11 protein-coding genes are annotated in these 13,717 nt (G+C 62.2%); 5 read left to right on the top strand and 6 right to left on the bottom strand.

What is annotated here, in order from left to right:
• Positions 1-814: 814 nt before the first annotated feature.
• Positions 815-1,570, bottom strand: a complete 756-nt coding sequence (locus EK16_RS09965; protein ID WP_081910471.1) for a ribonuclease HII — start codon at positions 1,568-1,570, stop codon at positions 815-817.
• 233 nt (positions 1,571-1,803) lie between these two features.
• Here EK16_RS09965 and EK16_RS09960 point away from each other — a divergent pair, with 233 nt between their 5' ends.
• From EK16_RS09960 to EK16_RS09950, 3 genes are all read left to right on the top strand, one after another.
• A complete protein-coding gene (locus EK16_RS09960) occupies positions 1,804-4,323 on the top strand; it encodes a heavy metal translocating P-type ATPase (RefSeq protein WP_038036720.1) in 2,520 nt (839 codons plus the stop codon).
• 324 nt (positions 4,324-4,647) lie between these two features.
• Complete coding sequence (locus EK16_RS09955) at positions 4,648-5,031, top strand: rhodanese-like domain-containing protein (protein ID WP_197059674.1); 384 nt, start codon at positions 4,648-4,650, stop codon at positions 5,029-5,031.
• A gap of 115 nt (positions 5,032-5,146) precedes the next feature.
• Complete coding sequence (locus EK16_RS09950; protein ID WP_081910470.1) at positions 5,147-5,617, top strand: rhodanese-like domain-containing protein; 471 nt, start codon at positions 5,147-5,149, stop codon at positions 5,615-5,617.
• A gap of 744 nt (positions 5,618-6,361) precedes the next feature.
• On the opposite strand, the gene EK16_RS09945 is transcribed toward EK16_RS09950, so the two are convergent.
• Positions 6,362-7,252, bottom strand: a complete 891-nt coding sequence (locus EK16_RS09945; protein ID WP_038036864.1) for a DUF2163 domain-containing protein — start codon at positions 7,250-7,252, stop codon at positions 6,362-6,364.
• A 209-nt stretch (positions 7,253-7,461) separates the two neighbouring features.
• Here EK16_RS09945 and EK16_RS09940 point away from each other — a divergent pair, with 209 nt between their 5' ends.
• Together EK16_RS09940 and EK16_RS09935 are read left to right on the top strand one after the other, a co-directional pair.
• On the top strand, positions 7,462-8,355 hold the full coding sequence (locus tag EK16_RS09940) for a DMT family transporter (RefSeq protein WP_038036719.1): 894 nt from the start codon (positions 7,462-7,464) through the stop codon (positions 8,353-8,355).
• A gap of 324 nt (positions 8,356-8,679) precedes the next feature.
• Positions 8,680-10,662, top strand: coding sequence for an aldehyde ferredoxin oxidoreductase N-terminal domain-containing protein (locus tag EK16_RS09935; RefSeq protein WP_197059673.1), 1,983 nt, complete (start codon positions 8,680-8,682; stop codon positions 10,660-10,662).
• Between the two features lie 196 nt (positions 10,663-10,858).
• On the opposite strand, the gene EK16_RS12330 is transcribed toward EK16_RS09935, so the two are convergent.
• The 4 genes from EK16_RS12330 to EK16_RS09915 all read right to left on the bottom strand — a co-directional run bounded on the left by EK16_RS12330 (position 10,859) and on the right by EK16_RS09915 (position 13,571).
• Positions 10,859-11,470, bottom strand: a complete 612-nt coding sequence (locus tag EK16_RS12330; protein WP_156098570.1) for a hypothetical protein — start codon at positions 11,468-11,470, stop codon at positions 10,859-10,861.
• Positions 11,471-11,541: 71 nt separating this feature from the next.
• Complete coding sequence (locus EK16_RS09925) at positions 11,542-11,760, bottom strand: hypothetical protein (protein WP_038036717.1); 219 nt, start codon at positions 11,758-11,760, stop codon at positions 11,542-11,544.
• 226 nt (positions 11,761-11,986) lie between these two features.
• The gene (locus EK16_RS09920; protein ID WP_369793096.1) at positions 11,987-13,258 is read right to left on the bottom strand and encodes a DNA-packaging protein; all 1,272 of its coding nucleotides are present in this window, start codon (positions 13,256-13,258) and stop codon (positions 11,987-11,989) included.
• Positions 13,191-13,571: a hypothetical protein gene (locus tag EK16_RS09915; protein WP_156098569.1), complete on the bottom strand. Its 381-nt coding sequence runs from the start codon at positions 13,569-13,571 to the stop codon at positions 13,191-13,193. The genes EK16_RS09920 and EK16_RS09915 overlap by 68 nt, the downstream gene beginning before the upstream one ends.
• Between the last annotated feature and the right edge of the window lie 146 nt (positions 13,572-13,717).

The following is a 13,717-nucleotide window of genomic DNA, read 5'->3' as shown; positions in this document are numbered from 1 at the left end:
GAGGAAAAAAGGCGCTGTTCCATGTGTGAAATGGATGTTAACGGCAACCACACTACACGACACAGCGTCGCCATCTTTCTCGTCACCCCGTAGATCAGCCGGGGCTTGTGCCGCAAACTCATGCGTTTGTGGCCTGAGATACCGGCTTTCGCCCATGCTTCTTCGAGAAAATTCAGGAACCGTGCTGTTACCGCCAGATCGACCGAGGAAAAAAGACTTTCCATATATTGGGCAATAGTTGCTTAACTCATTGATAAACAAGAATAAACGTCATTGCCGGGCCCCGTCCCGGCAATCCAGGGCCACGGACGATGCGGTCTTGGTGGGCCATAGCGTTCACCAGCAGGCTTGATTTGCGTCGCATGCTTTTTGAAAGGAAGTCCCTCTCTGAGGACATAGCCCAGAAGAACCATTCCTGTCTGCCATCACCGCATGAGTAAACCGCCCCTGGATGCCCGGGACACGCCCGGGCATGACGCAAGTAGTTGATACTCAATACAAAAATAACAACCTCCCAAGTTTGGGTAAGGGGAAAGAATGCCTTAGTAAAGGCATCTGCGTAGCATGTGACTAATCACGCTCTTCGTAGCGAAAATCATTCGCAACACACAAAGCAATTTAATTGGACACGATTGGGCTTTCGCCGGTATGACGATATATGTGTCGTGTAGTATGAACAGCAACTGAATTTGTGACGTAACCAATTGATTTACCTCAAAAAATATCCCGTAATTTTGACCAGGACAGAAGCGCCCGTTCATGGCCGAACATGTTCGCTCCGGCAGCGCGAGAATGAGGACCTCTCCGGCGCTGCTCAGAGCAGGCGGGGCTGATCGGGGTCCTCTTCTTCCAGCCCCAGCAGTGTGCGCAGGGCGGCAAAACTCATGCGATGGGCCGGACAGGGCCCGAGCCTGAGCAGGGCCTCGCGATGCGCGGGCACGGCATAGCCCTTGTGCTCGGCGAAGCCATAGCCGGGATAGCGGGCATCGAGCTCGCGCATGATGCGGTCGCGCTCGACCTTGGCGATGATGGAAGCGGCGGCAATGGAGGGCACGCTGGCATCCCCGCCGACAATGGCCACGCACTCGCAGGGGATCTCCGGGCAATGGCGGCCATCGACAAGCGCGGCGCGCGGCAGCGGCTCGCCCACCGCCTCGAAGGCGCGGGCCATGGCCCAGAGGGTGGCGCCATGGATGTTGCGCTCGGCAATGACATCGACATCGGCAATGCCGACGCCCACACGGGCGCGGCGGCGGATTTCCTCGGCCAGCGCCTCACGAGCGGCTTCGGTCATGGCCTTGGAATCGCGTATGCCATCGGGCACGTCATCGAGATCGAGAACCACACAGGCGGCCACCACCGGCCCGGCCAGGGGCCCGCGCCCGGCTTCATCCAGGCCGCAAACCGGCACCAGCCCGCGCAGGATCACCTCTTCCTCATGGGTGAACGGCAAAGGGTCATGGTTGCGGCCCTTGCGCCCGCCCCCTTTTCCGGCCGTCTTTTCGGCCGCGGGCTCTTCCGGGACCGTTTTCTGCCGCTTTTGCCGCGCCCGGCCGCGTGATGTGTTCATGGCTTTTCCCGCCCCTTCCGGCGTGCCCTGCCGTCTTGTTTTTTAATCACCTCGACAGTCTGCCGCAGTCATCGCGATCATCTCAAGGGATGAAACGCTCCCTTCCGCCTTTTTGCATCGCTCACGTCTGCTCTTGACCTTCCAGTGACTGGAAGCCCCACATTCGGCACACGACACAAAAACGGCCCCGCACACAAGCGGGCCGAAACAGCGTTTTTTCAAGGAGAACAGTGATGAGCGAGACTGCACATTCCTGCTGCTGCTCGTGTTCCGGCGGCACGGAAGCCGCCCCTTTAACCGATGATGCCACCTTCTTCCGCGATCCCGTCTGCGGCATGACGGTGGATCCCAACAATCCGGACAAGCCGTGGACGGAATACAACGGCGAGATCATCCGTTTCTGCAACCCCAAGTGCAAGGAGAAGTTCCTGGCCAGCCCCGGCGCCTGGCTGCGGGCGGTGGATCCGGTTTCCGGCGCGGTGGTGCACAAGCCCAAGGCGCGCCACATGCTCAAGCATGAGGGCCTACGCGTCTACTTCGAATCGGAAGAGACCCTGAAAGCCTTTGAAGCCAACCCGCAGGCCTATGCCGACAAGCTGGAAGCGCCGCCGCAGGCGCCGGCCGGAGCGGCAAAATGGGTCTGCGCCTGTCATCCGGAGGTCGTGGCCGATCAGCCCGGGGATTGTCCCATCTGCGGCATGGCGCTGGAGCCGATGATGAGCGGACAGGAGGCCGCCGCCGCGGATGAGGATGCGGAGCTGCGCGATTTCACCCGCCGCTTCTGGGTGTCGCTGCCGTTCACGCTCGTTCTCCTCGTTCTGGCCATGGGCCCGCTTCTCGGCCTGTCCCTGCCCACGTGGCTCACCGGGCAAACGGGGCATATCATTCAGCTCATCCTTGCCACGCCGGTGGTGCTCTACGGTGGGCTTCCCTTCTTCCGCCGCGCCTGGGATTCGGTGCGCAGCCGCAATTACAACATGTGGACGCTCATCGGCCTGGGCACGGGCGTGGCCTATGTCCATTCCGCCGTCGCCACCCTGATGCCGGATCTGTTCCCGGCCTCGCTGCGCAATGCCGATGGCACGGTGCCGGTTTACTTCGAAACGGCGGCGGTGATCATCCTGCTGGTGCTGGTCGGGCAGATTCTGGAACAGAAGGCCCGCAAGCGCACCGGCGATGCCATCCGCGCCCTCGCACAATTGCTGCCGCCGATCGCGCATCGCCTGCGCGAGGACGGCACGGAGGAGGACATCGCCGTCGATCACGTGGCGGTGGGTGATCGCCTGCGGGTGCGCGCGCATGAATCCGTGCCCGTTGACGGCATCATCATCGAGGGCCGCAGCACGGTGGACGAATCCATGATCACCGGCGAACCGCTGCCGGTGGAGAAGGGCCCGGGCGATGAGGTGATCGGCGGCACGCGCAATCTTTCCGGCTCCTTTGTCATGGAAGCACGGCGCGTCGGCGCCGGCACCATGCTGGCCCAGATCGTGGAGATGGTGGCCCAGGCCAGGCGCTCGCGCGCGCCGATCCAGTCGGTGGCCGACACATTCGCCGGCTGGTTCGTGCCGGCGGTGGTGGCGGTGGCGATCATCGCCTTCTTCGCCTGGTTCGCCTTCGGGCCGGCACCCAAGCTGGCCTATGCGCTCACCGCCGCGGTGTCGGTGCTGATCATCGCCTGCCCCTGCGCCTTCGGTCTGGCCACGCCCATGTCGATCACGGTGGCGGCCGGCCGCGGCGCCCGCGCTGGCATCCTCATCCGCGACGCGGCCCATCTCGAACGACTGGCGGAGGCCGATACCCTGATCATCGACAAGACGGGCACCATCACCGAAGGCCGCCCTGTGGTCACTGACATCGTGCCGGTGGCGGACAAGGATGCCAAAGCGCTGCTGCAGCTGGCGGCGACGGTGGAAGCGGGCGCCACCCATCCGCTGGCGGAAGCGATCCTGCGCAAGGCCGGGGATGAGGGCATTCGGCCGCAGTCTGCGGAGTCCTTCGAAAGCATCACCGGCAAGGGTGTCATCGCGCATCAGGGCGAGAAGACACTGCTGCTCGGCAACGCCGCCCTCATGCAGGAGCGGGACATCTCCCTTGATGCCGTGCAGGAGAAGGCCGAAACCTTGCGGAAAGAGGGCAAGACGGTGGTCTTTCTCGCCGAGGATGACCGGCTTGCCGGCCTGCTCGCCATCGCCGATCCCGTCAAGGAATCGGCGGCGGATGCCCTGGCCGCCCTGCGCAAACAGGGAATCGCCCATATCGTCATGGCCACCGGCGATGAAGAGGCCACGGCCCGCGCGGTGGCCCGTCAGGTGGGCATTGAGGAGGTGGCCGCGGCCCAGAAACCGGCGGACAAGGCGGCGCTGGTGCGGCGCCTGAAGGCGGAAGGACGCGTGGTCGCCTTCGCCGGAGACGGCGTGAATGACGCACCGGCCATGGCCGAGGCGGATTCGGCCATCGCCATGGCCACCGGCGCGCAGGTGGCGATGGAGAGCGCCGGCATCACCCTGCTGAAGGGCGATCTCGCCAAGCTGGTGCGGGCGCGGCGGCTGGCGGAGGCCACACTGAGGAACATCAAGCAGAACCTCTTCTTCGCCGTGGTCTACAACATGCTGGGCATCCCGGTGGCGGCCGGCATTCTCTATCCCTTCTTTGGCATGCTGCTGTCGCCGGTGATTGCCGCCGCGGCCATGAGCCTTTCCTCTGTCTCGGTGGTCTCCAATGCGCTGAGGCTGTCGCGCATCCGTCTGTGAGCGGCAAGGCCCAGGCAGACCGGATGCGTAACAGCCTCACGCCCCGGGAACGGTGCGGGCCAATGCGCCCCCGGTTGGCCCGGCCGTTCCTGCCGGGGCATGCCCGTATCCTGCGGCGTGATGCAATTCAGTCTCATTCCACAGAGAGGAAGAGATACACAATTTCGTGAACCGGGGCTGGCTTATATTAGAAAATATGCATATATACCGGCACGATTGCGGGCGAGTCGATGACCATGCGCCGTAAACAGGGCATGGCCGGCGCTTAGGACCATGGCGCCGCGGCCGCCCGAAAACGGGAACGAAGCGAAGAGGATGCGAGAGATGTTCAATCTGTTCCGGGCACAGCCCCAGATCGACAGCCTGACCGTTCAGGAGGCCTATGAGCAGGCGAAGAACGGCGACTTGCTGATCGTGGACGTGCGCAATCCGAGCGAATGGATGAAGAGCGGCCTGGCCGAGCCGGCCGAGGCCATTTCCATGAGCGATCCCAATTTCCTGCAGCGCCTGGAACAGCTCACCGGCGGCGACAAGGACAAGAAGATTGGCTTCATCTGTGCCACGGGCGCGCGCTCCGGTCAGCTGGCCCTGGCGCTGAAGCAGTATGGCTGGAACAACGTCTACAACATTTCGGGCGGCATGTTCGGCACCCGCAGCGAGCCCGGCTGGCTGACCGCCGGCCTACCGGTGAAGCCCTGGGAGGGCTGATCTGCCCTTCCCCGGCTTCTTGAGGGGTGCGTGCCGCCCGAAAGACCGGCGGGGCCGGTGCGTGTGGCTCCGCCATCGCCGGAGAGAAAGCAAACACGGGATTTGCAACGGTTTCATGGGAGTAACCATCATGCACAAGCCCCTCAGCCGCCGCAGGCTGCTTGCCGCCCTTGGCGTTTGGTTGCCGCTTGCCGGCCTTTCCCTGTCCATCCCCGCTGCGTCCGCCAGGGATGCGGCGGTGACGGTGATGGATCCGAAGGCGGTCTACGAGAAGGTCAAAAAGGGTGAACTTCTTCTCGTGGATGTGCGCACGCCGCAGGAATGGCAGCAGACGGGCATTCCGGAAGGATCACGCACAATCGAGCTGGCGCCCGGCTTTCTGGCCAAGCTCATGGAAGCCACCGGCGGCGACAAGAGCAAGCCCGTGGCCTTCATCTGCGCCACCGGTGCGCGTTCGGCTTACGTGGCGCGGGAGCTGGCCAAGCGCGGCTGGACAAACGTCATTGACGTGGCCGGCGGCCTCATGGGCGGGCCAAAGGGCAAGGGCTGGATCGCCTCCGGCCTGCCCATGCAGAAGGTCAAGTGAGGCCTTTGCGCCTTTTTTCGGCTCTGTCCCTCCGGCACGCATTCATGCACGCGCCTTCCCCTCCCCGGAAGCGGTGAAAACGTCTTCCGGCAAGGTAAGGATGTGCAACATCCTTCCGGCATCCTGCTACACAACACATGTATCGTCATACCGGCGAAAGCCGGTATCTAAGGCCACAAACGCATGAGTTTGTGGCACGAGACCTAAGGCTTTCGCCCACGTCTGTCTAAGAAAATTCAGGAAGCATGATGCAGCCATCGAACAGACCGAAGAATAAGACTTTCCATACGCTGGGCGTTAGTTGTTTAACTCATTGATAGACAAAAAGAAAACGTCATTGCCGGACTTGTTCCGGCAATCCAGGGCCACAAACGAGGTGTTTTTGGTGGGCGGTAGTGCTCACCAGCAGGCTTGATCTGAGCCGTATGCTTTTTGAAAGGAAGTTCCTCTCTGAGGATAGAGCCCGGTAGAACCGTTCTTGACTACCATCACCACATGCTTAAACCGCCCCTGGATACCCGGGACAAGCCCGGGTATGACGTAAGTAGTTGATACTTACCGCCGGAAGGATATTTTATATCCTTCCGGAACCTTTCGGCGGGGTTTTTTAAACCCCGCCTAAGGCATGGCCGGCGGGGTAACATACCCCGCCTAATCGTTCCGGAACGGGATAAAATCCCGTTCCGGCATTTTATTTTCATACGGCTCAAATCAAGCCGAGTGACAAATTCCGCCGTTTCGCCGTCACTGGTTCATGCTGCCGCCGTCGAGATCCTCGTCGCCGTGGTTGGGGTAGCTGACGGCGAAATCGTTGCCGGGCATGTGTGGAAAGCCGCGGAAATTGATCTCGTTGCCGAACTTGTCGCGGCAGGTGGCGAAGCTCTTGTCGCAGCCGGCGATCACGGTCACGGGATCATCTGCCGCCAGGGTTGCCGGCGGGGCGTGGCCCAGGGTGAGCACGGCGCGATCGCTTTCAAGCCGATGCGCAAGCACCGGCGCGGCAAAGCCCGCCGCGGCGCCACCAGCCACCTCAAGCCGCCCATGGGTGAAGAACCCTTCCGCAAAGGCGCTCAGGCCCGAGAGATGCACATCGGCGCCATGCACGGCAAGAACCGTGCCGGTGCCGCGCCAGGCGGCATCATTCAGGTTCACGCCACAGCGGGCATCGCCCAGCTCGGCATCGCAGGCATGGGTGAAAACACGGCCGCGCACCTCGCCCAGCCTGGCCGCCAGGGTGCGCACCTCGGCCTCGAAATGCAGGCTGCCGCGCCGCACCCGCCCCAGCTGGCCGGTGCTCATGAGCACGCGGTTTTCCGGCGCCTGCCAGTCCACCAGCCACCATTCGATCTCCGCCCCGTCGTAGATGCCGGCGGCGATGTCCGCCTCGGTGATGGCCGCATCGCTCAAGGCCGCGGCGATTTCCGTGCGGCCGGGGCCCAAACCGGCGGCGCTTTCGGCATCGGCGGGAATGAACCCGCTGGCGGCGCGAAAGGTCACGCCGTCGAAGACGAGATCGGCGTCATGATCGGTAAAGCCCATGACGCGCCCGTCAGCACGGGTGAGCTTCCAGCAGTTGCAGAAGGTGGTCACGCCCGTATCGAGCGCAGCACGCAAGCGTGCGGGAAGGCGTTTCATCTTCAACCGTTCCTTTAATGTGCCTGAAGGGATCATCCCGCGCCCCTTGCGCGTGTCCATGCGCCTGCCGGGTGCGGGCATGAAGGCACATGGGGCATCCTGATCCGTGATACGGCCGGCATGCCGCTCTTGGCAGACGGGCAGGCTTGGGCCAGAGTGGGCGCGGCAAGACTCCCGTCCGTTCACTCTAACGCAAGGCCACGGATCCCGTGTCGGCACGTCCCGGAATTACGGAACACCTGCTTTTGGTCCTGCTCGCCTGCATCTGGGCCTCGTCGTTCACCATCATCAAGGTGGCGGTGCCGCATCTGCCGCCGCTGTCGCTGACCACATGGCGCATCGCGCTGGCGGCGCTGGTGCTCGTCATCGTGGCGCGGGCGCGGGGCGAGGCCCTGCCGCGTTCGCTGAGCGACTGGGGCTGGATCGTCCTGGCGGGGCTGACGGGCAATGTCCTGCCCTTTTCCCTGATCTCCTGGGGCGAGGAGAAGATCGATTCGGGCCTGGCCGCCATTCTCATCTCGCTCACGCCGATCACGGTGGCGGCGCTGGCGCATGTGTTCACCCGCGATGAGCCCTTCACCTTGCGCAAGGGCATGGCCCTGCTGCTGGGCCTGGCCGGGGTGGTGGTGCTGATCGGGCCTGAGAGCCTTATGCATCTGGGCGAACACGCCCTGCGCCAGCTGGCGGTGGCGGCGGCCGCATTATGCTATGCGGTCAACACCCTCATCGTGAAAAAGCTCACGCGCACCCGCCCGCTGGCCATGGCCGCCGGCATCATGATCGCCTCCACCCTTTTGCTCGCACCCGTCACCCTGGCCGCGGAGGGGCTGATCATTCCGCCTGTTTCCACCGCCCTTCTCGCCGTCACCTTGGGCGTGGTGCACACGGCCCTTGCCACCCTGATCATGTTCTTCATCATCGGCCGCGCCGGGGCCAGCTTCTTTGCCATGATCAATTTTCTCATCCCCGTCATCGGCTATGGCCTGGGCGTTCTGCTGCTGGGCGAGCCGGTGCGGATGCAGGCGCTTTTGGCGCTTCTCTTCATCCTCGCCGGCATCCTGATCGCCGGGCGCGCCCCGGCGCGTGCGCATCAGCGGGAATAACCCCTATCCTGCCTCGGTCCACGCTCCGCTTCAGGCGCAAGGGCTGTCACAGGGTGAAAACTGCGCCCTTGGGCGTAATGCGCATTATGCGTCTTTGCGGTATGAACAGGCTGAGATTTCTGCGCCAGGGCAAGGATATGCGGGCGTTTTGTGACAAAACCCCTTGCCAAGCCCGCATGCGGCGTTCAAACATCCGCGCAACCATTCATGCGATGCGATCCGTTCCGCCGGCTTATTCGCGCCTGAACCGGGCAAGCGCCTTCCATGAGACCGGCCGGCGGGGAAGCGACGGCAAAAGAAAGACCGGAGACGAGGGACACGACCATGGCCATACCCTTCACCCAGCGTGCCCTGCATATCGACCTTGCCAGCGGGGAAAGCCGCATCGAGGACATCCCGGCCGATGCCGGCATTCTCGGGCCGGTGGATTTCGGCTGGCGCTGCTACAAGGACAATCCCGAAACCTTCACCTTCGGCGAGGGCAAGCTGGCCTCCTCCGCCCTGCCGGGCGCGCGCCGCCTGGTGTTCACCGCCTATTCCGACCAGTGGGAGGGCTTTTACATCTCCTCCATGGGCGGTGCGGCCTACACCTTCCAGCACGTGGGCGTGGAATATGTGGCGCTCACGGGCCGCGCGGCCGAGCCTTCGGTGCTGCTGCTCAACAACACGGGCGACGGGCCGGTGTGGCGGCTGGAGCCGGTGCCGGACTTTGAGGAGATCTGGAAGGGCTATGAACACGAGGGCCGCAAATTGATCGGCATCTACGCCCTGCAGCAGGCGCTGCTGGACCGTTTTGGTGCCGAATACAACCCGCGGCGGGTGCGCGTGGCCGTGGTCGGGCCTGCGGCGCAGATGACCCTGGAAGGGGCAATCGGCTCCAACACCATCAAGAAGGGCGTGATGCAGCCGGTCTCGGACTGGGCCGGGCGCGGCGGCCTCGGCTCGCGCCTGTTCAGGCATCACAACCTCGTCGCCATCATGTTCGGCGGCGATTATGTGGATCCGAACGCCATCAAGACCAAGGAGCTCGATCCCTACTTCCAGGAGCACTTCGGCAACAAGATGGTCAAGGTCGACATGGCCATGACCACCAAGTATCACTACGATCCCAAGATCAAGTCCGGTGGCACGTTCGGATCCAACTACACCAACCTCAAGGACAAGGTGATGACCTTCAACTACCGCTCCACCAAGCGGACGATGGCGGAGCGGCTGCGGCATCACAAGCTGTTCATCGTCGATCACTACCTCAAGCAGTTCAACGAGGAGACCATCGCGCCCAAGAAGTTCGATCACTGCGGCGAGCCGTGCTCGGTGGCCTGCAAGAAGCTGAAGGACAATTACAAGAAGGACTATGAGCCCTATCACGCGCTCGGGCCGCAGTGCGGCGTTTTCGATCAGCGCGCGGCGGAGCTGCTCAATGACTATGCCGACGCCATGGGCTTTGACGCCATTCAGATCGGCGGCATGGTGGCCTGGATCATGGAATGCGTGGCCACCGGCCTGATGGATCCGTCCGTCTTCGGCTTTCCGCCGGCGGATGAGCTGAAATTCGCCCATTTCACCGACGATCCGGAGGAATTCGACCTGGTTGAGGATTCCATGAAGAACGCCCGCTACGCCATGCGGGTGATCGAGGCCATTCTCTATGACGATCGCGCCGCCCTCTTCACCGAGGGCTACCGCGCCGCCGCCGAGCAGCTGAAGGCGGAAGGGTGTTTCCATCGCGCCGTCTATCTCGCCAATGGCGAGAGGGGCTGCATGGTGCCCAATCAATACTGGGTGCCGGGCATGGGCGCGCCGATGCCGATCATGGGCAAGTATTACGTCTACTATGGCGCCGACTTCCTGCCGCCGGAGGACCTGGGGCGCAAGAACGTCGAGCGCATGGTGCACGAGCTGATCAACGACAACTGCGGCCAGTGCCGCTTCCATCGCGGCTGGTCGGAGAGCCTGCTGCCGGTGATCATGAACGACCGCTTCGGGCTTGATGTGGACTACAAGGAGCACCACTTCCGCCTGGCCAAGGAGATCTTCGAGCATCAGGGGGACCGCGGCCATCCCTGGCAGACGCGGCGCATGGCGGAGATGCTGGAGGGCTATCTCACCTATGTGGCCAAGGCGCCCACCTCCACGGAGGAACAGGCGCGCTGGCCGCAGATGGATCCGGAGGATCCCATCGGCTCGGCCCAGGCCTTCTGGCGCGCCATCCGCGAAGGCGTTGAGCGCACCTTCAAGCTGGGCCCGGACGCCATCTCCCGCGCCCTTACGCCCAAGCAGCAAAAGGAGCGCTACGCGGCGGAGTGAGCGCCTTTTTCGCCTCTGTGGTCTTCCGTGTTCTCATGAATGCGCTGGAAGCGGCTTTCTCTTCCTCTCCCGGCGCAGCTTGGTCGTGCACACCCTGCGCGTTGACCAAAGCCGTCTCTTCGCCGGAACGGGATTCCATCCCGTTCCGGCATTTTATTTCCCTACGGTTTAAGTCAAACCCTATGAACGTCACACATTATTCATAATAATTCTTAAGAATATCTGCCAATATACCATCAAAATCTTCAGAAAAGATGAAATTCTTGTATCTAAACGGAATTTCAAACTTTTTACAAAATTCTTCCTTCAATTTTACAGCCTCATCATGAGACGCTGTTATCAATTTGGCGCGCATCTCACTTCGGATACTTTTCGGCACACACAGGGCAAGTGCCGGAATGACCGCGCGGCCGTCCGGATCGTCATCATAATGTCCTGCCTGAATGATGTCATAAGGAAATTCCATTTCGCGAAGTAATGCGCGAATGTTCTCTTCATCGGCAAACTGATGCTCATCGTGATCAAAAACATGAATCAATTCCTTTATGGCGGCAAACCTGCGCCAATAAACAGGTGCTTTATTATTGATGACGATAACTGCCCGTTTCAAAGGGCCCTGAGCCTGATGCTCATATTCATAAAGAACATAAAAACCATTTATATTGGCTGAAGATAAATCAAACAAATTATATTCTATTTCTTTAGCGCAACCAAAACGGTTTTCGAGAGTGTAATCCCTGATCCTTGCCGGATTACGCGGGAGCTGTAAGTCATTATCAAAATGTTCTATCAGCGTGGGCAGGCTCATGAAAAAACCTCCATCAAACCGATTGGATTCGATGGAGGCTTATACCGAAGGCTGCACACTTTTGTCTAGATTTACAGATTTCGCACCCACTCTAAGGCGTCGATCGTCCGATCGTCCCATGTCATGACCTCCGCTTCATCACAGAACACGCTTTTCAGCGCATCGGCAATGACAGTCTCCACCGTTGCGCTGTCCACGACCTCCTTCGGATCGGCTCTCAACAGCTTGATATCCAGCAACGAGGCGTCGTTCTCACGAACTACGGCCTCGATCTTCGTCTTCTTTAGCATGTTTACCTCAATCTTAGCTAACCTTCATTTCAATAATCTGATCCGTGAGCTTGAAGCATCCTCGTTTAATATCTCGTTAATGCTCACAGATCAGGCGCGCGGATTCATAGAGGATGCGTCTTTTCGTTGCAAGAGGGATGGTAGGGATTCAAGACCAAAGATTCAAGTTTTATTATGTTCATTTCCAAACCAAGGGTTGATCTTTCATCATCCTTCCCGCCCTTTCTTACAACACATGGATGCGCGGGGGCGGGAAGTGGGGGCGTGTGAGTTCGGTGACGGCCCAGATGAGGGCATCGGCGCGATCGGGGCTTTTTCCTGCCTCTATGAGCGCCTCGAATGCAAACAGCTCCTCCTCCAGCGCCGTGAAAACGCCCAAGTGATGCACCCGGCCCTGCTCATACAGGGCGGCGACGGGTTCGGCGCGCACGATCTTGCCGCGGCTTGCGCGCACGGCGCGGAAGGGCGCGGCGGGATCGACCTGGCGGATGAGCGCCTCCACCATCTCGCCGCCCTGGTTGATCTCGGCGACGATGCGATCGGCGGCGTGGCGGTAATAAGCGCTCACCGCGGCGCGGGCCCAGCGGAAGGGCCCGGCGCGTTCGAGGCTGGCGTCCTCCAGGACATAGATATCTCCGCGCCTGTCGCGGCCAGCAACAATAATGCCGCAACAGGCGGCCGGCCCACGTCCGGCGGGCGGATCGACGGCAACGACGATGCGCTTCAGCGGCGGCGCTGCCGTGCAGCGGCCTTTTTCCACGTTCTGGCGCGTGAACAGGGCGTCGGGATCATCCTCGATGAGCTCGCCCATCAGCTCCTGACGGGCCAGGCGCGTGCCGGCATAGCGGGCGTGCAGCCGCTCGACGAAGCCGGGGGCGAGGTTTGCGCGGTTGTGCGCGGTGGCGGCGTGCGAGATCCAGGTTTCGGGATCAGCGAGCAGGCGCCGGATCAGGGGCGTGGGCGCCGGCGTGGTCGTGACCGTCACCCGCGGCGCCTCGCCCAGGCGCAGGGCGAACATCAGCATGTCCCACATGGTCTGCCCGCCCTCGCGCCAGCGGCAGATCTCGTCGCACCAGGCGTGATGAAACTGCGGGCCGCGCAAGGAATCCGGCTCCTCGGCGGAAAAGATCTGGGCGATGGTGCCATCGGGCCAGATCAGGCGGCGCAGGGCCGGTTCATAACGCGGCGGATGCCCGTCATGGCGGCAGACGTGCATGAGGCCGGATTCGCCTTCCACCATGACGCTGCGGGCATCGTGCAGGGTCGGGGCGAGCAGGGCGATGCGCAGAGGGCGGCCCTTGATCCGCGCCGCGTTGGCCAGGGCGCGCACCCATTCCGCGCCGGCGCGGGTCTTGCCGGCGCCGCGGCCGGCCATGACCAGCCAGATGCGCCAGTCCGCATCCGGGTGATGAAAATCGGGAGGGAGCTGATCATCCCGGGCGTTCAGCGCCCAGAGGGCGTCGATCAGGCGCAGCTCCCTGGGCGGCATCTGCGCCAGAACGGCGCGGGGGCCGTGTCGGCGCAAGCAGGCCTTCAAGGCGGCGCGCAAGGCGGCGTCGGAGGGTGGCGGTGTCGATGGCATGATCCGGCGTTCTGGCCCATTCGCGGGCGGGGTCCAGCCCTGCGGCCTGCAGGGTCTTGAGCAGGGCGGCGATGGCTTTGGCCTCGCGTTCGAGATCGTTCAGGCGCTCTTGCCTGTTTTTGGTTTCATCTCCTTGAGCGCCCTGAACGTCCATGAGATCGGCAAGCGCGCGCAGGCGCCGCTCCAGCAGACGCAACAGGCGGCGGGCGGTGGTGCGCGAAAGAGCCACGCGCGTTTCTCCCTTCTGACTGATGGTGCTTTCCGTGGTTTGAAGCGGCTCGGCGTTTGGCTTCGGGGTGATGATGCTGTGACGCGGCGGAGGGAGTGCGGGCAAACACAACCGTCTCCTGCCTTGCAACACGGATGAAGATTGTC

The organism is Thermopetrobacter sp. TC1 (assembly GCF_000746275.1).
Lineage (GTDB): Bacteria > Pseudomonadota > Alphaproteobacteria > Rhizobiales > Aestuariivirgaceae > Thermopetrobacter.
This window is presented reverse-complemented; position numbering and strand designations above follow the sequence as displayed.

What these genes read in the sequence shown, in the direction of transcription:
- EK16_RS09935 (WP_197059673.1), top strand. Translation starts at nt 8,680, where the DNA reads ATGGCCATACCCTTCACCCAGCGTGCCCTGCATATCGACCTTGCCAGC.
- EK16_RS09950 (WP_081910470.1), top strand. Translation starts at nt 5,147, where the DNA reads ATGGGAGTAACCATCATGCACAAGCCCCTCAGCCGCCGCAGGCTGCTT.
- EK16_RS09925 (WP_038036717.1), bottom strand. Translation starts at nt 11,760, where the DNA reads ATGCTAAAGAAGACGAAGATCGAGGCCGTAGTTCGTGAGAACGACGCC.
- EK16_RS09960 (WP_038036720.1), top strand. Translation starts at nt 1,804, where the DNA reads ATGAGCGAGACTGCACATTCCTGCTGCTGCTCGTGTTCCGGCGGCACG.
- EK16_RS09965 (WP_081910471.1), bottom strand. Translation starts at nt 1,570, where the DNA reads ATGAACACATCACGCGGCCGGGCGCGGCAAAAGCGGCAGAAAACGGTC.
- EK16_RS09945 (WP_038036864.1), bottom strand. Translation starts at nt 7,252, where the DNA reads ATGAAACGCCTTCCCGCACGCTTGCGTGCTGCGCTCGATACGGGCGTG.
- EK16_RS09955 (WP_197059674.1), top strand. Translation starts at nt 4,648, where the DNA reads ATGTTCAATCTGTTCCGGGCACAGCCCCAGATCGACAGCCTGACCGTT.
- EK16_RS12330 (WP_156098570.1), bottom strand. Translation starts at nt 11,470, where the DNA reads ATGAGCCTGCCCACGCTGATAGAACATTTTGATAATGACTTACAGCTC.